The sequence below is a fragment of the Pseudomonas sp. GW823-FHT04A03 genome (assembly GCF_058796615.1).
Window position 1 is genome coordinate 865,320 of the sequence record NZ_JBXAIV010000001.1, and the last position, 18,772, is coordinate 884,091.

Below are 18,772 nucleotides of genomic sequence, written 5' to 3' on the forward strand. Positions count from 1 at the left end.
GCCAGGTCACTTCGTCTCCTTCACCTGACAAACCCCATTGGCTTTGTTCTTGCCCGTGTACGAAACATCACGCGAGCCGTCGGGCATGATCGTCAGCGAAATGGTCACCCCGCTGCCTTTGGCTTCGAAGGCGTTATCGTTGTATTTTTTCAGTTTTCCTTCTTTGCCATTGATGTAGATCGGGCCGCCTTTGTCTGCGTGAACCTCGATGTTTCCGGGGCATGTTGCGTTCAACAGCGGGATGCCGGCTTGAGCAACGGCGGAAGACATCAGCAAAACGCCCAGCAGCAATCGCCTCATCATCATTGTCCTGTGTTGGGTTACGCGAGAAAGAAACACTAGCTCACTTCATCCACAATGACCGATGAATACGTCTGGAATCGAAAGTGAAAGAAGGTGATACCCGCGAAGTGATTGGCGCGGAAAGGAATTTTCCATTGCGGAAAAAACAAAAAGGCCTGCATGAGGTATCTCTCATGCAGGCCTTTAATATTCATGGTGCCCGAAGCCGGAATCGAACCGGCACGCCCTTACGAGCGGGGGATTTTAAGTCCCATGCGTCTACCAGTTTCGCCATTCGGGCGGTAGCGCGGTACAGCTTTGCTCTGCTGAAGATTCACAGTCCTGACAGGAACTGCGCATTGGCGGCAGAGGGGAAATATATACATCACTTCCCGGTGAAGCAAGTTTGCAGTTGCCGTTTCAAAGACTAAATCTTTCAGTGCAACGCAAATAAAAAAGCTCCGTAAATCATGGATCTACGGAGCTTGTTTATAGTGGAGGCCGAGGTCGGAATCGAACCGGCGTAGGCGGATTTGCAATCCGCTGCATAACCATTTTGCTACTCGGCCTCAAAACATTTGCTGTCAGTAGCGCAACAACAAACGTTGTACAAATTGGAGCGGGAAACGAGACTCGAACTCGCGACCCCGACCTTGGCAAGGTCGTGCTCTACCAACTGAGCTATTCCCGCTTGGTGTGGCGCATTCTATAGAAATCAGAAGCGCCGTCAACCCTTTGATTCAAAAAAGTTTTATTTCTTTTCAACATCGGTCTTCAGATGTGGCCAGGCAGCGCGAAGGTATTGAACCATCGACCACAGGGTCAGGCCTGCCGACACCATCAGCAACGCGTAACCGATGACAACCCAGAAACTGAAAACCTTGGGATTGGCCAGGAGAATCACCAGCGCAAGCATCTGCGCAGCAGTTTTCCACTTGCCCAGATTCGACACGGCCACATGGGCCCGGGCACCAAGTTCGGCCATCCACTCACGCAATGCCGAGACAACGATCTCGCGACCGATGATGACAGCAGCCGGCAGAGTGAGCCAAAGGTTGCCATGCTCTTGCACCAGCAACACCAGGGCAACAGCGACCATCAGTTTGTCAGCGACAGGATCCAGAAACGCACCAAACGGCGTGCTTTGCTCCAGGCGTCGCGCGAGGTAGCCATCCAGCCAGTCCGTTGCCGCCGCAAAGGCGAATACCGAACTTGAGGCCAGATAGCTCCACTGGTAAGGCAGATAGAACAGCAAAATGAAGATCGGGATGAGCAGGACGCGGAGAACGGTAATCAGATTAGGGATATTCATCGGCACAACTGGCTACGAGGTGAATGGGCATTCTACTCACTATGCAGGTTTGCATAAATCGACTCTGCTAGCTTTTTGCTGATCCCCGGTGCTTTGGCGATCTCTTCGATGCTTGCACGAGACAGCTCCTGCAATCCACCAAAATGTTTCAACAAGTCCCGACGCCGGGTCGGCCCGACGCCCGCAACGCCTTCCAGCGTCGACGTACGGCGGGTCTTGCCGCGCCGTGCACGGTGGCCGGTAATCGCAAAGCGGTGGGCTTCGTCACGAATCTGCTGGATCAGATGCAGCGCCGGAGAATCACCGCGCAAGGTGAACTCGTGCGCCGCATCATTCAGATACAAAGTCTCGAATCCCGCCTTTCGCGTGGCCCCCTTGGCGACCCCCAGCAAGATCAGATCCGGAACAGCCAGTTCGTTGAGCACATCACGCGCCATCGACAACTGCCCCTTGCCGCCGTCCACCAACAGAATGTCCGGCAATTTGCCCTCGCCCTCCTTCAGTTTGCTGAAGCGTCGGGTCAGGGCCTGATGCATCGCAGCGTAATCGTCGCCAGCGGTCACGCCTTCGATGTTGTAACGACGGTAATCCGACTTGATCGCCCCTTCCGGGCCAAACACCACGCAGGAAGCCACCGTGGCTTCACCGCTGGAGTGGCTGATGTCATAGCACTCCAGCCGTTGTGGCGGCTCATCGAGGTTCAACACTTCAGCCAGCGCTTCGAAACGTGCAGCAACGTGTTGGCGGTTGGCCAGCCGCGCACCCAGCGCCTGTTCGGCATTGGTCACCGCCAGTTGCTGCCAGCGCGCCCGTGTACCGCGTACCCGATGGCTGATGGTCAACTCACGTCCGCGCAGCGCCTGAATGGCCTCGATCAGCGCAGGGAAATCTTCGTGTACGACGTTGACGATCAATTCGCTCGGCAAATCGCGTTCAGGGCTACTAATGAAGTATTGCCCGAGAAAAGCGGCCATGACCTCAGCCACTTCTTCTTCAATTCCGACTTGTGGGAAGAAGTTCTTGCTACCAAGTACCCGCCCTCCCCGCACGCTGATCAGGTGGACACAGGCCCCGCCCGGATTGACGAACGCGGCGATCACATCGATGTCGCCGGTACCGCCTTCCATGCTCTGTTGATCCTGTACCCGACGCAGCAACGCGATCTGGTCGCGCAGTTCGGCGGCGCGTTCGAACTCGAGGTTGATTGCAGCCTCTTCCATCGCCGTCGACAACTCATTGGTCAACGCATGGCTGCGTCCTTCGAGGAACATCACCGAGTGACGCACATCCTCGGCGTAAACCTCAGGCTCGACCAGCCCGACACAAGGCGCCTTGCAACGCTTGATCTGATATTGCAGGCACGGCCGGGTCCGGTTTTTGTAGTAGGAGTCCTCGCACTGACGCACGAAGAATGTCTTCTGCAAAAGGCTGAGGCTTTCGCGGATCGCCCCGGCACTCGGGTAGGGACCGAAATACTTGCCCTTGGCCTTTTTAGCCCCGCGATGAATGCTCAGGCGCGGGAATTGCCCGTCAGACAGAAAGACATAGGGATAGGATTTGTCGTCGCGCAGCAGGATGTTGTACGGCGGCCGCCACTCCTTGATCAGGGTTTGCTCGAGCAGCAACGCCTCTGTTTCATTGGACGTGATGGTGGTTTCGACCTGGGCGATACGCCCGACCAGAGCCGCGGTTTTCGGCGCCAGGCCTGTCTTGCGAAAGTAGCTGGCCAGACGTTTCTTGAGGTTCTTGGCCTTGCCGACGTACAGCAGACGCGCATCGCTGTCGAACATGCGATACACGCCAGGGCGCCCGCTGACGGTCGAAAGAAAGGCGCCCGAATCGAATGTTTCAGTCATGGTCAGAGGCTGGCATCAACCATGCCGTGACGAACCGCCAGAAGCGTCAGTTCGACATCACTGCTGATCGAAAGCTTCTCGAATATGCGGTAGCGGTAGGTGTTCACGGTTTTCGGCGACAAACACAATTTGTCGGAAATGATCTGAACCTTCTGACAGCCGACAATCATCAGCGCAATCTGGATTTCCCGCTCCGACAACGCATCGAACGGTGAATCGTTGGTCGGCTGAAAGGATTTGATTGCCAGTTGCTGGGCAATTTGCGGGCTGATGTAGCGCTGGCCGGCAAACACCAGGCGAATGGCCTGAACCATTTCCGGCAACCCGGCGCCCTTGGTCAGATAACCCGCCGCACCGGCCTGCAACAACCGTGTAGGAAACGGATCTTCCTCACACACGGTGACCGCGACCACTTTGATGTCAGGATGACTTCGCAACAGTTTGCGCGTGGCTTCGAGGCCGCCGATGCCCGGCATCTTGACGTCCATCAGCACCACGTCGGGCTTCAACTCACGAGCCTTGATGAGGGATTCTTCCCCGGACTCGGCCTGGCCCACTACCTGCAGGCCATCGATATCGGCCAGCATCCGTGTAATGCCTGTACGAACGAGATCATGGTCGTCGACCACTAGCACCCTAATCAAGCAGACACCTCGCGATATGGTCTTATTGGGATGCCGGACACCTTAGCAAAAAGTGCCGGGCAGACCTAGCGGCAAGCAACATATAAAAAGTTTCAATTCCTCATCGAGGGCTTGCCGGCCGTGGGTTTCAGAGCACAGGTGTACTGAAATCGAGCTGCATTCGCAGGAAACACTCGTCCTCACCCTGCACAAACATTCCTTTTCGGCGATACAGGTTTTGCGCCGGGTTGTTTTTGAATACCGTCAGACGCAACGCCGGCCGATGCTCCAGCCGGGCCATCGCGACAACCTGATCGATCGCCCAGGATCCCGCGCCCTGGCCTTGAGCGCTTTCGACGATCTGCAATTCGCGGATATACACGGCCCGAGCATCACGACTCAGACTGAAATAGCCCACCAATTCGCCTTCACGAAGGATCAACCAGTTTTCGCGCCCGGCCCAGGCAACATCGAACGCCTCGTCCTGCCACAACAAGTCATAGTGAATGTAGTAGCGAAGCATGTTTCGGCAAGTCAGTTCTCGCACAAACGACAGGTCGGCGGATGTTGCCTGGCGTAACTCAAAACTCATTCCTGCCTCAATCTTCTTCAAGTTCATGCCCCTTCCTTGAGTGCAAGTTCAGAAAGCGGAGTGTGTCACACCTTGGCGGGCGCTCAACCCATAGAGTCCTTCTTGTGCCTTCAATAGCAATTTCTGATTGCTGACGCGCAGCAGCCTCTAGTAAGCTCGGCGCATTCATTGGAGACAGCACATGTTCAACACCCTCTCACAGCTTCGTACCGTTAGCGCCTCGCGCTCGGTTGCGGCTGCCCGGGTGAACGACGTCTGTGCTGCTCCAGCAAGCTTTTATTTTGGGTATTGGTTTAGCCACTGGCGCGCCTGATACCCACACGGCGCCCATTTGAACGGGTCGCCTACCAGAGATTTCTCACCCCCCGGTCGGCCTCCCGACCGGGGGTTTTGTTTTTTCAGGCCCTGACTTTTTTCAGCAACACCAGACACTTTGAGGATTCAACCAATGAACTACGCCACTTATTACCGTTACGACAGTTTTACCGCCTGGCGATTTACCAGCCTCCGCTCGGGACAGCCTGCCGCCTCCGATCGGTCACCCACAGGTGGCAAGCCAACACACGTAGCCAATCCGGCCAATTGTCGAACACCCCAATAGGGCCGAGTGAGCGGGAAGCCCCCGCCCTCCGCCCAGGAAGACCGAATATGAACTCGTCCGTTTCTGCTCTGCCACTGTCCACCCTGAACCCTGCCAACGAAGCATTGACCCTGCGTCTGCCGAGTTCGCTGCAACTCAAACAGCAATTGCCCCTGAGCAATGCGCTGAACCAGCAAGTCGTCGCCCACCGCCAGGCGGTCCGCGCGATTCTCGATGGTCATGACCCGCGCTTGCTGGTGATCGTCGGCCCCTGCTCGATTCACGACCCCGAGTCCGCAATTGAATACGCCAGCAAACTTTCGCGCCTGGCTGAAGAAGTCCGTGATGACATGCTGCTCGTGATGCGTGCCTACGTCGAAAAACCTCGCACCACCGTCGGCTGGAAAGGCCTTGCCTACGACCCTCATCTGAATGGCAGCGACGACATGGCAGCCGGCCTCACGCTGTCGCGCGAATTGATGCTGGAAATGATCCGTCTCGGACTTCCGATTGCCACCGAACTGCTGCAACCCATGGCCGCCGGCTACTTCGATGACTTGCTGAGCTGGGTCGCCATCGGCGCTCGCACGACCGAGTCGCAGATCCATCGGGAAATGGCCAGCGGACTGAACATGCCGGTCGGCTTCAAGAACGGCACCGATGGCGGTGTGACCGTCGCCGTTGACGCAATGCGTTCGGCAGCGCATGCCCATCGCCATTTCGGCGTAGACAGCCAGGGCCACCCGGCGATCATCCAGACCCCGGGCAACCCGGACACCCACCTGGTGCTGCGTGGTGGTCACCGAGGGCCGAACTACGACCGCGAAAGCGTTGCCATCATCAACACCGAGTTGAACCGTCTGAAAATTCCGAGCCGGATCATGGTCGATTGCAGCCATGCCAACAGTGGCAAGGACCCGCTCCGTCAGCCGGGCGTGTTCAACGATGTGCTGGAACAACGACTGCAAGGCAATCGTTCATTGATCGGCATGATGCTCGAGTCGCATCTGTTCGAGGGATGCCAGCCCCTGAGTGAATCGCTTCGTTATGGCGTTTCGGTGACCGATGGCTGCCTCGGATTCGATGCAACAGAACGCCTGTTGCTGGACGCCGCACAACGCATTCGAAAACAGGCCTGACAACAAAAATCGCCCTCCGGTGTGTCATTCACCCGGAGGGCCAGCCAGAATTAAACGTCGAAGGATCACTCCTGCACTCGAATCCGGGACACACCGGACATCTGACTCACATCATCAAGCCTCTCGACCGAGTAGGACACTTGCACAAGAGTGCCAACATGTTCGCGCCAGAATCGATGCGGCACGATGAAAACCAAAGGCTGCATCGCCATTCCGATGATTATTTCGCGGTCATCGCGGTGAAAGAATGACTCACCATCACATTTCAGATACACCAGCTCACCCTCCTCCACCCGCGCATCACTGATCAGCACACTCACGCCGTCGATCGCATCCACAACATCAAGCACGCCGTCATTGGCTTCGAGTACCTGAGGGGCCGCCAACTCTCCTCTTTCAAGGGGGGCAATACTGACCCGCGTCGCACCTGACTCGCGAATCGCACCGCTTTTCTGTTCGATACAGTATCGAACGATTACTTCCCCGCCGAGATGCGGAGTGATGTATTCAGGAGCAACCCCCAACACCAGTGGCTCACCGACAGCAAAGGATTCGACGATCAGCGTATCTTGAAAGGATGCCTCCAACGCCGATCCTTCCCAGATCAACTGCACCCGGTCGCCTGCACTCATCCCGGCATAAGGCTGAAGCGTGACCGATGTCCCATCGATGACGCGTGCCGGGTCGAGACTGCCCCCGACGGAATCCTCGAGAGTGACTGGCATCAAGCTGTAGCGAACGTCTCCGACATCCAGTTGCCTGCGCAAGGAAGTCAGCGGCTCCCGCCGCGAGGCGCTGGTCAATGTCCAGAATACCTCCAGCGAACCTCCGTCCAGCGCTGCGATGTGAGCGCCCCGCACGACCAGAACAATCTCCCTGCCCAGTTGGGCTTCGCTGATAAATCGCGGAATCTCATGTTGATATGGCAATCCTTCGATATCGAGGCCACGCCAATGCAGCACGATCCGGTCCCCGCATGCCATTCCTGAATAGGGGGCAATCCGCACGACAACCCGGTTCATAGAAGGATCAAGGACCGTACCTTCCAACGAGTCGATTGAGGGTACGGGCAGTGATAATGCCTGCCCGGGTGCATGACAATGCTCGAACGTCCCGACTCTTTCAGTAGCCATCCCTTTGGCTCGCTCTCGCGAAGCTGTTGCCTGTGCATCCGTCATGTTCATTCGCTGCTCCATTCCCTGGAAATGACACGCCGCCGAAAGCTGCGTGAAAGAGACTCTATTTAACGCGTTTCCTCAACCACTCGATGTCAGCCCCACACCCGTCGACACAGGGTTAACCGCACTGAAGCAAGTAGGCAAAAACTGGAAAACCACCCTCGACAAGGCGAGAACCCTCCAAATATTCAGAACCGGATCTCATTCAAAAGTGAAATTTCATACGCACACTGATCCAGTTTCCATCGCACTAGAAAGACTCTTCAGGCATCGCCTGCGCAACGACTGTTTTAGAGTGGCACGCAGACAACATCGATGAATCTCTGCGATCAAGGACGAAAAATGCAACGAAATGCCACAACTCTCTATCCCGTACTGTTGGTGCATGGTCTGTTCGGATTCGAGCGCATTGGCCCTTTCGAACTGTTCCATGACGTCAAACAGGCACTCAAGGCCGCAGGCGTGCAGGTATTCGTGCCGCACTTGTCGGCTATCCATGACAACGAAGTACGAGGCGAGCAATTGCTCTCGCAAATCGATTCCGTGCTCAGAGGCACAGGCGCCACCAAAGTCAACCTGATCGGTCACAGCCAGGGCGCACTGACCGCTAGGTATGCTGCAGCGCTAGCGCCACACAAGGTCGCCTCCGTGACATCGGTCAGCGGTCCCAATCACGGCTCGGAGTTGGCAGACTTCCTGCGCAAGGCGCTGATCCCCGGACGACTGCCGGAGGCTGTGGCCCTGCAGGTCGCCACGTTGTTTTCCGATTTCCTGTCTCTGCTTAGCGGACACAAGACACTGCCGCGCCAGGCTCTGGCTGCACTTAACGCGCTGACGACGGAGGGTGTCGGCCAATTCAATGACAAATACCCACAGGGCCTACCCGAAACCTGGGGTGGCCAAGGGGCCGAGCGGGTCGATGACGTTCGCTATTATTCGTGGAGTGGCGTTGTGCCGGAATTGACCATGCAGGCCCTCGATCCAATGCAGAGCATCTGTCTGGCCCTGTCGGAATATTTCATTACAGAACCCGCTCAGAACGACGGTTTTGTCGGCCGTTTCAGTTCTCACCTCGGCACCGTGATCCGCTCCGATTATCCGCTCGACCATCTGCGCAGCCTGCGTCGAGGAGTCGGCCAGCGCACCAAGCAAAACGATCCGATCCAACTTTACGTTGAACACGCCTTGCGCCTGCAAGCGGCTAATCTTTAGCGACCGGTATCAGACGAGCGAATGGAACTTTGCCGAGAAATCGGCCACTGAATCCGGTAGGCTCCCCCCTTTACTGATTTGATTGGAGAGTTTCCCCATGGCTAAAGCCACTGCCCGCCACATCCTGGTTTCCAGCGAAGCCAAGTGCAACGAACTCAAGGCCCAGATCGAAGGTGGCGCTGATTTCGCCGAAGTGGCCAAGGCCAAGGCCAACTCCACCTGCCCGTCCAGCCGTCAGGGCGGCGACCTGGGTTCGTTCGGTCCTGGCCAGATGGTCAAGGAATTCGACACCGTGGTATTCAGCGCGCCGATCAATGTCGTGCAAGGCCCGGTGAAGACCCAGTTCGGCTATCACCTGCTGGAAGTCACCAGCCGTCAGGACTGATATTCAGCCCGACCTGCTGTGCAACGGCCCGCCTGATGGCGGGCCGTTTTGTTTTGGTTACACCACACCGCTGGCGAACGGCGCGCCGCTCGCGTACAAATTGCGCTTATCGATTACCCGGCTTTAAGGCTGACAATGCGACTGGCTTTCCCGACATTGATGTTCACTGCCGTGACCCTGCTGCTTGGGATCACTGGTGTGGACGCCGCACCGCAGCATGCGATGACCGTCTATGGCGAACCGGCAAAGTACCCGCCCGGTTTCAGTCACTTCGATTACACCAACGTCCGGGCGCCCAAGGGCGGGACGATGCGCCGCTCGGCCATCGAGATCGGCCACTTCGACCATGTCCTGCCGTACATCGACAAAGGCATCGGCGTCAGCCAGATCGACGGCTTGCTGTACTCCCCGCTGGCCCAGCGTTCGCTCGACGAGCCCTACACCGTTTACGGCCTCGTAGCGCAAAAAATGGAGCGCTCGGATGACGGCCTGTCGTTGCGCTTCTTTATCAACCCCAAGGCCCGCTTTGCCGATGGCAAGCCAATCACCGCCGAAGACGTGCGCTACACGTATGACTTGCTGATGACCCAGGGCAGCCTGCGTTATCGCACCCAGTTCGCCGACGTCAAAGGTGTCGAAGTCGAAGCCCCGCTCACCGTACGCTTCGATTTCAAGAGCAACGAAAACCGCACCCTGCCGCTGGACATCGCGACCCTGCCGGTGTTTCCCGAACATTGGTGGAAGACCCGTGATTTCGCCGGCGGTGGCGGCTATGAACCGCCGCTGGGCAGCGGCCCGTATCGGGTCGGCAAGGTCGATTCCGGGCGCAGCATTACCTTTGAACGCAATCCCGACTGGTGGGGCAAGGACCTGCCGGTCAGCCGTGGCCTCTACAACTTCGATCACTTCAGCATTGAGTACTTCGGCGACACCGACGTCGCCCGCCAGGTCCTGCGCGGCGGCGCCTACGACTACAACCGTGAGTTCTCCGCCACCGGCTACTCCATCGGTTACGAGAGCCCGGCCCTGAGCGATGGTCGTCTGCAAAAGGCTCACCTGGCCACCGAGGCGCCGCAGTCGGCCCAGGGATTCGTGTTCAACCTGCAAAAGCCGATATTCCAGGATCGCCGCGTTCGTCAGGCACTGGCCATGCTCTGGGATTTCGAATGGAGCAACCGGCAGATGATGCGCAACATGTACATCCGCCAGCAGAGTTACTTCTCCAACAGTGATCTGGCCGCCCGCCAGCTGCCGGACGCCGCCGAACTGAAGATTCTCGAACCCTTGCGCGGGCAGATTCCAGACGAGGTGTTCACCCAGGTCTTCGAGGCGCCGAAGACCGATGGCAGCGGCCTGATCCGCGACAAGCAACTGCAAGCGCTGGAGCTGCTGGAACAGGCTGGCTGGAAGCCCGATGGCGACCAGTTGGTCAACGACCATGGCGAGCCGTTGAGCTTCACCTTCTTGGTCAGCCAAAACGGCATGGACCGTCTACTGCTGCCGTACAAGCGCACGCTGAAGCAAATCGGCATCAATCTCGACATCCGTCGCATCGATTCCTCGCAGTACGTCAATCGCCTGATGAGCCGCGACTACGACATGATCGTCACCGGTTACCCGGTCACCACCTCCCCCGGCGGCGAACTGTTGAACTACTTCGGTTCGGCATCGGCCAACGATCCCGGCGCCAACAACTATATGGTGCTGAAGAACCCGGCGGTCGATACCTTGATCAACGGCCTGATCCGCGCTTCGACCCAGACCGACATGCTGCGTTACGCCCATGCGCTGGACCGGGTGCTGCAATGGAACTACTACTGGATTCCCAACTATTACCCGCCGGGCACGTCGACCGTGTGGTGGAACCGCTTCGGCATTCCCACCGTGCAGGCGAGCAATGACGAAGCGATCGAGAGCTGGTGGGAAATCAGCAGCACGCCGCTGACCAACCAGCAGATGACGGCCGAGAAAATCAGCCGTGGCAGACCCGGAGGGCCGCACTGATGTGGGCTTACATACTGCGGCGCCTGCTGCTGATCATCCCGACGCTGGTGATCATTCTGCTGGTCAACTTCGTGATCATCCAGGCCGCGCCGGGTGGTCCGGTTGAACAGGCTATCGCCCATTTGCAAGGCATCGGCGGCGCCAGTGTCGGCGGCGGTGCGAGCGAGACCATGAGCGGCACGTCCCGCGCCAGCCGTGGCCTCGATCCGCAGCTGATCAAGGACATCGAAAAACAGTACGGCTTCGACAAACCGGCCCATGAACGCTTGTGGCTGATGCTCAAGAACTACGCGCAGCTGGATTTCGGCAAGAGCTTCTTCCGCGGCGCCACGGTCACCGACCTGATCCTGCAGAAAATGCCGGTGACCATTTCCCTCGGCCTGTGGGCGACGCTGATCACTTATCTGGTGTCGATCCCGCTGGGCATCCGCAAAGCCGTGCACCACGGCAGCCATTTCGATATCTGGAGCAGCACGGCGATCATCATCGGTTACGCTATGCCGGCATTCCTGTTCGCGATGTTCCTGATCGTGGTGTTCGCCGGCGGCACCTCGCTGAACTGGTTTCCGGTGCGCGGGCTGGTGTCCGACAACTTCGAATCCCTGTCGACGCTGGGCAAGATCACCGACTACTTCTGGCATCTGGTGCTGCCGGTCACGGCGCTGGTGATCGGCGGTTTCGCCACCCTGACCATCCTCACCAAGAACTCGTTCCTCAATGAAATCACCCGCCAGTACGTGGTCACCGCTCGCGCCAAAGGCCTGAGCGAAAACCGGGTGCTCTACGGACACGTGTTCCGCAACGCGATGCTGCTGGTGGTGTCGGGCATTCCCCAGGCGTTCATCAGCGTGTTCTTCGCCGGCTCGTTGCTGATCGAGGTGATCTTCTCCCTCGACGGTCTGGGGCGCATGAGTTACGAAGCGGCCGTGTCCCGGGACTATCCGGTGGTGTTCGGCTCGCTGTTCATCTTTACCCTGTTCGGCCTCCTGATAAAACTGATCGGCGACCTGTGCTACACGCTGGTCGACCCACGCATCGATTTCGCTGCGAGGAATGCCTGATGTTCAAGCTCTCGCCTCTAGGCCGTCGCCGTTTCGAACGTTTCAAGAAAAACCGCCGGGGCTGGTGGTCACTGTGGCTGTTTATCGGCCTGTTCCTGCTCAGCCTCGGCGGCGAACTGATCGCCAACGACAAGCCTTTGGTTGTCAGTTATCAGGGCCAATGGTATTTCCCGGTGTTCAAGCGCCACACCGAGCAGGAGTTCGGCGGGCAACTGCCGTTCCAGGCCGATTACCGCAGCGATTACGTGCAGAAGCTGATCCGCAAGGACGGTGGCTGGCTGCTGTTTCCGCCGATTCCGTTCAGTGATGACACCCCGAACTACGACCTCAACAAACCGGCACCGAGCCCACCGACTTCGGTCAACTGGCTGGGCACCGACGATCAGGCGCGCGACGTACTGGCTCGGGTGATCTTCGGCGCGCGGGTGTCGATCCTGTTCGCCCTGATGCTGACCTTCGTCAGCGCACTGATCGGCATCGCGGCCGGCGCCCTGCAGGGTTATTACGGCGGCTGGGTCGATCTGCTCGGCCAGCGTTTGCTGGAGGTCTGGTCGGGGTTGCCGGTGCTTTACCTGCTGATCATCCTTTCGGGATTCGTCGAGCCGAACTTCTGGTGGCTGCTGGGGATCATGGCGCTGTTTTCCTGGCTGGCGCTGGTGGACGTGGTACGCGCGGAGTTTCTGCGCGGCCGCAACCTGGAGTACGTCAAGGCTGCCCGGGCGTTGGGCTTGAGCGATCGCAAAGTGATTGTCCGGCACATCCTGCCCAACGCGATGAACGCGACCCTGAGCTACCTGCCCTTCATTCTGACCGGGGCGATTTCCACCTTGACCGCGCTGGATTTCCTCGGCTTCGGCATGCCCGCCGGCAGCGCGTCACTGGGCGAGTTGATCGGTCAGGGCAAACAGAACCTGCAAGCGCCCTGGCTTGGGTTGACCGCGTTTTTCACCCTGGCGCTGATTCTTTCCCTGTTGGTATTCATCGGCGAAGCGCTGCGCGATGCCTTTGACCCGCGCTCATGAACGGACCTTTGATATGACTGACAACCTCATCGAAATCCGTGACCTCAGCGTTGCCTTCCATGGCCAGACCGTAGTGCGCAACCTGTGCCTGGACATCCGCCCCGGCGAGTGCCTTGCACTGGTCGGCGAGTCGGGTTCTGGCAAGTCGGTGACGGCCCACTCGATCCTGCAACTGCTCCCCGAATGCGATGCCCGTACCACCGGCAGCATCCGTTATCGTGGCCAGGAACTGGTCGGCGCCGATCCCAAGACCCTGCGCGACCTGCGGGGCAACCGCATCGCCATGATTTTCCAGGAGCCGATGACCTCGCTCAACCCGTTGCACACGATTGAAAAGCAGATCGGCGAAACCCTGTTGCTGCACCGTGGCCTCGGCGGCAAAGAGGCTCAGGCACGGATTCTTGAACTGCTCGAACTGGTGGGCATCCAGAAACCGAAAGAACGCCTGAAGGCTTATCCGCATCAGCTGTCCGGCGGCCAGCGCCAACGGGTGATGATCGCGATGGCCCTGGCCTGTGAGCCCGAACTGCTGATCGCCGACGAGCCGACCACCGCCCTCGATGTGACCGTACAGCGCAAGATCCTGCTGCTGCTCAAGTCCCTGCAACGGCGCCTCGGCATGTCGCTGCTGCTGATCAGCCATGACCTCAATCTGGTGCGCAGCATCGCCCAACGGGTGTGCGTGATGAAGGCCGGGGAAATCGTCGAGCAGGCACCGTGCGAAACCCTGTTCACCGAGCCGAAACACCCTTACAGCTGCGTGTTGCTCAACGCGGAACCGGAAGGCGAAGCGCTGCCCCGGGACGAGCGCGAGAACGTGCTGGAAGTCGATGACCTGCGGGTTGATTTCACGGTCGGTGGCGGGCTGTTCCAGCGCAAGCAATACCTGCGCGCGGTGGACGGCATCAGCCTGAACATCCAGCGCGGCAAGACGCTGGGCATCGTCGGCGAGTCCGGTTCCGGTAAATCAACTCTCGGTCAGGCAATTCTGCGCCTGCTCGACTCCAAGGGCAGCATTCGCTTCCAGGGGACGGCACTCGACGGTCTCGACCAGAAACAGATGCGGCCGTGGCGCCGGCAGATGCAGGTGGTGTTCCAGGACCCGTTCGGCAGTCTCAGCCCGCGCATGTCGGTGGCGCAGATCATCAGCGAAGGGCTGGAGGTGCATTGCCAGTCGACCGCCGACGAATGCGACGACCAAGTGATCCGCGTGCTCAAGGAGGTCGGGCTCGACCCCGAAAGCCGTCATCGCTATCCCCATGAGTTCTCCGGTGGGCAGCGTCAGCGCATTGCCATCGCCCGGGCACTGGTGCTCAAACCGGCGCTGATCCTGCTCGACGAGCCGACTTCGGCCCTTGATCGCACCGTGCAGAAACAGGTGGTCGCCCTGCTCCGCCAGCTTCAGGAAAAACATGGCCTGACGTATCTGTTCATCAGCCACGATCTTGCAGTGGTACGCGCGCTGGCCCACGACATGATCGTGATCAAGGACGGCAAGGTGGTCGAAAGCGGCGCCAGCCATGACGTGTTCGACTCACCGCAGCATCCCTATACCAAAGAGCTGTTGGCGGCGGCACATCCGGGATAGGCATAATCGCGCCACCTGACTTCCGCCAATGGACGCCGCCATGAACACCACCGAAAGCCTCAAGGATTACCAATGGGTTCGCACCCTGGCGATCCGTTCGTTGTTCGAGATCATCGAGCAATCCAGTGAAGGCACGGTGATTGTCGACCGCGACGCGAACATCGTCTGGATGAACGAGCGCTATGCCCGGCGATTCGGGCTCGACTCCGCCGCCGGGGCCATCGGCAAGCCCTGCGAAAGCGTGATCCCCGGCAGCCTGCTGCGCGAAGTGGTGCGCACCGGGCGACCGATTCTGCTGGACATGCAGGACACCCCGAAAGAACCGCTGGTGGTGATGCGCCTGCCGATCCACGACGACGCCGGCGCGGTGATCGGCGCCATCGGTTTTGCCCTGTTCGACGAACTGCGCACGCTGTCGCCGATGCTCAAGCGCTACCTGAGCATGCAGGAAGAGCTGGCCTCGACCCGTTCGCTGCTGCGTGCCCGGCAGACCAAATACAACTTCGCCCACTTCATCGGCACCAGCGCTGCCAGCCTCGAAGTCAAACGCCGTGCCCGCCGCAGCGCCAGCGCCGAGTCGCCGGTTCTGTTGCTGGGCGAGACCGGCAGTGGCAAGGAGTTGCTGGCCCAGGCCATCCACGGCGCTTCGCCCCGGGCGCACAAGGCGTTCGTCAGCATCAACAGCGCGGCGATTCCCGAAGCACTGCTCGAAGCCGAGTTCTTCGGCACCGCCCCCGGCGCCTTCACCGGAGCCGATCGCAAAGGCCGCACCGGCAAGTTGCAGATCGCTCAGGGCGGTACGCTGTTTCTCGACGAGATCGGCGACATGCCGCTGCCGCTACAAAGCAAATTGCTGCGGGTGTTGCAGGAAAAGGAGTTCGAACCCGTAGGCTCCAACGACGTGATCCAGAGCGATGTGCGGGTGATTGCCGCGACCTCGACGGATCTGGAGGCGGCGATCAAGCGCGGCGAGTTCCGCGCGGATTTGTACTACCGGCTCAACGTGCTGCCGATTCAGGTGCCGCCGCTGCGCGAACGGCTGGACGATCTGCCGGCGCTCAGTGAGGCGATTCTTGAAGAGCTACGTAGTCAGCACGAACTCAACCGCGAAGCGTTGGAATTGCTCGGGCAGCATGCCTGGCCGGGGAACATTCGCGAGTTGCGAAACGTGCTGGAGCGCGCGGCGCTGCTCAGTGATGACTTGATGCTGACGGTGGATGACATTCGTGCGGCGATTGGCACGTTTACACCGGTTGAGCGAGCGCTGGCGCCTCTGTCAGAGCCGGCATCCCACGAGACCTTCAGTCAGGCCCGCGAGCGGTTTGACCGGCAGTTGATTCAATCGACCCTCGCGCAATGCGGGGGCAAGGTGATCGAGGCGGCTGAGCGGCTGGGACTGGGTCGTTCGACGCTTTACAAGAAAATGATTGCGCTAGGGATCGCAGAGTCTCAATAAGGAGACAACGTTCTCCAAATCAAGACAACATCAAAAGCTTCGCGGGCAAGCCCGCTCCCACAAGGGAATGCGTTCAAACTGTGGGAGCGGGCTTGCCCGCGAAAGCGCCCTCACAGCCATAGAAGTCTCCAAAAAGAGACAGAACTTCGAAAACCACCGCCAAACATCAAATTAATTCCTTTTATTTCAATAACTTAACCATCTGGCACAGATCTCGCTATAGCCCTCCCACACCCGTTCCACCCACAAAAATAACAATCGAAGGAGCACACCATGAGTGTGATCATCGCCTTGGCAGCCCTCGCGCTGCTGATGCTCGCGGCCTACCGTGGCTACAGCGTTATCCTTTTTGCCCCGATCGCCGCCCTCGGCGCCGTCCTGCTCACCGACCCCTCCGCCGTCGCCCCTGCCTTCACCGGGGTGTTCATGGAGAAGATGGTCGGCTTCATCAAACTCTACTTTCCCGTGTTCCTGCTCGGCGCCGTGTTCGGCAAGCTGATCGAGTTGTCGGGTTTTTCGCGCTCGATTGTTGCCGCAGCGATTCGTCTGCTCGGCACCCGCCAGGCGATGCTGGTGATCGTGCTGGTCTGCGCCCTGCTGACCTACGGCGGCGTTTCGCTTTTCGTCGTGGTGTTCGCGGTCTACCCGTTCGCAGCGGAAATGTTCCGCCAGAGCAATATCCCCAAGCGCCTGATCCCGGCGACCATCGCCCTCGGCGCGTTCTCCTTCACCATGGATGCCCTGCCCGGTACGCCGCAAATCCAGAACATCATCCCCAGCACCTTCTTCAACACCACCGCATGGGCGGCGCCGTGGCTGGGTGTGATCGGCACGATTTTCGTGTTCTGCACCGGCATGCTGTTCTTGCAACGGCAGCGCAACAAGGCGCAGCGTGCCGGTGAAGGCTACGGCACCGAACTGCGCAACGAACCGGAAACCGCCGAAGACCTGAAACTGCCGAATCCGTGGATCGCCCTGTCGCCGCTGCTGGCGGTGGGCATCATGAACCTGCTGTTCACCCAGTGGATTCCTCAGTGGTACGGCAAGACCCACAGCCTCGCGCTGCCGGGCATGGCCGCGCCGGTCACCACCGAAATTGCCAAACTCACCGCAATCTGGGCGGTGCAGGCAGCATTGCTGGTGGGCATCCTGATGGTGCTCGCGTTCGGTTTTAAAGCAATCAAAAGCAAGCTTGCCGAAGGCAGCAAAAGCGCAGTCAGCGGTGCGCTGCTGGCGGCGATGAACACCGCATCGGAATACGGTTTCGGTGCGGTCATCGCCTCGCTGCCGGGTTTTCTGGTGCTGGCCGACTGGCTCAAGAGCATCCCCAATCCGCTGGTCAACGAAGCGATCACCGTGACCTTGCTGGCCGGTATTACCGGTTCTGCTTCGGGCGGCATGAGCATCGCGCTGGCAGCGATGTCCGAGCAATTCATCAGCGCCGCCCACGCCGCCAACATTCCGCTGGAAGTGCTGCACCGGGTAGCCGCAATGGCCAGCGGCGGCATGGACACCCTGCCGCACAACGGCGCGGTGATCACCCTGCTCGCCGTCACCGGCCTGACCCACCGTGAGGCCTACAAGGACATTTTCTGTATTACGCTGATCAAGACCCTGGCGGTTTTCGTGGTGATCGGCACTTTCTACGCCACTGGCATTGTGTGAGGTATTGATGACGACTCTTTCTGGCAAGACCGCACTGGTTACCGGCTCCACCAGCGGCATCGGGCTGGGCATCGCCCTGACCCTGGCCAAGGCTGGGGCTAACCTGATCCTCAACGGTTTTGGTGATGCATCGAAGGTGATCGCTGAAGTCGAGCAGTTCGGCGGCAAGGTCGGCCATCACCCGGCAGACGTCAGCGACCCGGCGCAGATCGCCGACATGATCGCCTACGCCGAGCGCGAGTTCGGCGGCGTGGACATTCTGGTCAACAACGCCGGCATCCAGCACGTCGCGGCGGTGGAAGAATTTCCGGTAGAGCGCTGGGACTCGATCATCGCGATCAACCTGTCATCGGTGTTTCACAGCACCCGACTGAGCCTGCCGGGCATGCGCGCCAAGGGCTGGGGGCGGATCGTCAACATCGCCTCGGTGCATGGCTTGGTCGGTTCCACCGGCAAAGCTGCGTATGTGGCGGCCAAACATGGCGTGATCGGCCTGACCAAGGTGGTCGGCCTGGAAACCGCCGCCAGCAACGTCACCTGCAACGCCATCTGCCCGGGCTGGGTGCTGACGCCGCTGGTGCAGAAGCAGATCGACGATCGCGCGGCCAAAGGTGTTGACCCGCAGCAGGCGCAACACGATCTGCTGGCCGAGAAACAGCCGTCGCTGGAGTTCGTCACGCCAGCACATCTGGGTGAACTGGTGCTCTTTCTGTGCAGCGAAGCTGGTAGCCAAGTGCGTGGCGCGGCGTGGAATATCGATGGCGGGTGGCTGGCGCAGTAAGCTTGCAACTGATCGCTCCCGCGCTGTCGTGGGAGC

The 18,772-nt window shown here is 59.3% G+C and carries 16 protein-coding genes and 3 tRNA genes; 10 read left to right on the top strand and 9 right to left on the bottom strand.

From position 1 onward, the window contains the following. Nucleotides 1–6: 6 nt before the first annotated feature. From AC1Q9F_RS03650 to AC1Q9F_RS03685, 8 genes are all read right to left on the bottom strand, one after another. A complete protein-coding gene (locus tag AC1Q9F_RS03650) occupies nt 7–300 on the bottom strand; it encodes a hypothetical protein (protein ID WP_492618929.1) in 294 nt (97 codons plus the stop codon). Between the two features lie 196 nt (nt 301–496). After that, nucleotides 497–583, bottom strand: a tRNA-Leu gene (locus AC1Q9F_RS03655). Between the two features lie 194 nt (nt 584–777). Then, nucleotides 778–851, bottom strand: a tRNA-Cys gene (locus AC1Q9F_RS03660). Nucleotides 852–897: 46 nt separating this feature from the next. After that, a tRNA-Gly gene (locus AC1Q9F_RS03665) sits at nt 898–973 on the bottom strand. Between the two features lie 60 nt (nt 974–1,033). Continuing rightward, complete coding sequence (gene pgsA, locus AC1Q9F_RS03670) at nt 1,034–1,594, bottom strand: CDP-diacylglycerol--glycerol-3-phosphate 3-phosphatidyltransferase (protein WP_007958898.1); 561 nt, start codon at nt 1,592–1,594, stop codon at nt 1,034–1,036. 32 nt (nt 1,595–1,626) lie between these two features. Then, the gene (gene uvrC, locus AC1Q9F_RS03675; protein ID WP_207982874.1) at nt 1,627–3,450 is read right to left on the bottom strand and encodes an excinuclease ABC subunit UvrC; all 1,824 of its coding nucleotides are present in this window, start codon (nt 3,448–3,450) and stop codon (nt 1,627–1,629) included. Nucleotides 3,451–3,452: 2 nt separating this feature from the next. Next, nucleotides 3,453–4,094, bottom strand: a complete 642-nt coding sequence (gene gacA / locus AC1Q9F_RS03680; protein WP_032829778.1) for a response regulator transcription factor GacA — start codon at nt 4,092–4,094, stop codon at nt 3,453–3,455. A 127-nt stretch (nt 4,095–4,221) separates the two neighbouring features. Further along, nucleotides 4,222–4,665, bottom strand: coding sequence for a GNAT family N-acetyltransferase (locus AC1Q9F_RS03685; RefSeq protein ID WP_492619438.1), 444 nt, complete (start codon nt 4,663–4,665; stop codon nt 4,222–4,224). A gap of 648 nt (nt 4,666–5,313) precedes the next feature. On the opposite strand from AC1Q9F_RS03685, the gene AC1Q9F_RS03690 reads away from it, so the two are divergent. Beyond that, nucleotides 5,314–6,384 (top strand): 3-deoxy-7-phosphoheptulonate synthase, encoded by a 1,071-nt coding sequence (locus tag AC1Q9F_RS03690; RefSeq protein WP_492618928.1) that lies wholly within the window; start codon nt 5,314–5,316, stop codon nt 6,382–6,384. Between the two features lie 65 nt (nt 6,385–6,449). Here AC1Q9F_RS03690 and AC1Q9F_RS03695 read toward each other — a convergent pair whose 3' ends face one another. Further along, entirely contained in the window at nt 6,450–7,568 is a 1,119-nt protein-coding gene (locus tag AC1Q9F_RS03695) for a hypothetical protein (RefSeq protein ID WP_492618927.1), read from the bottom strand. A 336-nt stretch (nt 7,569–7,904) separates the two neighbouring features. Between AC1Q9F_RS03695 and AC1Q9F_RS03700 the strand changes: the two genes are divergently transcribed. The 9 genes from AC1Q9F_RS03700 (at nt 7,905) to hbdH (ending at nt 18,736) form a co-directional block, all read left to right on the top strand. Then, nucleotides 7,905–8,774: an esterase/lipase family protein gene (locus AC1Q9F_RS03700; RefSeq protein ID WP_492618926.1), complete on the top strand. Its 870-nt coding sequence runs from the start codon at nt 7,905–7,907 to the stop codon at nt 8,772–8,774. A gap of 97 nt (nt 8,775–8,871) precedes the next feature. Then, nucleotides 8,872–9,159, top strand: a complete 288-nt coding sequence (locus AC1Q9F_RS03705) for a peptidylprolyl isomerase (RefSeq protein ID WP_492618925.1) — start codon at nt 8,872–8,874, stop codon at nt 9,157–9,159. A gap of 135 nt (nt 9,160–9,294) precedes the next feature. Then, nucleotides 9,295–11,163: an extracellular solute-binding protein gene (locus tag AC1Q9F_RS03710; protein ID WP_492618924.1), complete on the top strand. Its 1,869-nt coding sequence runs from the start codon at nt 9,295–9,297 to the stop codon at nt 11,161–11,163. Next, nucleotides 11,163–12,224, top strand: a complete 1,062-nt coding sequence (locus AC1Q9F_RS03715; RefSeq protein ID WP_007952064.1) for a microcin C ABC transporter permease YejB — start codon at nt 11,163–11,165, stop codon at nt 12,222–12,224. The genes AC1Q9F_RS03710 and AC1Q9F_RS03715 overlap by 1 nt, the downstream gene beginning before the upstream one ends. Then, nucleotides 12,224–13,246, top strand: a complete 1,023-nt coding sequence (locus tag AC1Q9F_RS03720; RefSeq protein ID WP_007952058.1) for an ABC transporter permease — start codon at nt 12,224–12,226, stop codon at nt 13,244–13,246. Before AC1Q9F_RS03715 ends, AC1Q9F_RS03720 begins: the two co-directional genes overlap by 1 nt. Nucleotides 13,247–13,259: 13 nt before the next feature. After that, nucleotides 13,260–14,834: an ABC transporter ATP-binding protein gene (locus AC1Q9F_RS03725; RefSeq protein WP_007952057.1), complete on the top strand. Its 1,575-nt coding sequence runs from the start codon at nt 13,260–13,262 to the stop codon at nt 14,832–14,834. 40 nt (nt 14,835–14,874) lie between these two features. Then, nucleotides 14,875–16,290, top strand: a complete 1,416-nt coding sequence (locus tag AC1Q9F_RS03730; protein WP_492618923.1) for a sigma-54 interaction domain-containing protein — start codon at nt 14,875–14,877, stop codon at nt 16,288–16,290. A 273-nt stretch (nt 16,291–16,563) separates the two neighbouring features. After that, on the top strand, nt 16,564–17,955 hold the full coding sequence (locus AC1Q9F_RS03735; RefSeq protein ID WP_492618922.1) for a GntP family permease: 1,392 nt from the start codon (nt 16,564–16,566) through the stop codon (nt 17,953–17,955). Between the two features lie 7 nt (nt 17,956–17,962). After that, entirely contained in the window at nt 17,963–18,736 is a 774-nt protein-coding gene (hbdH, locus tag AC1Q9F_RS03740; RefSeq protein ID WP_007952053.1) for a 3-hydroxybutyrate dehydrogenase, read from the top strand. Nucleotides 18,737–18,772: the final 36 nt, after the last annotated feature.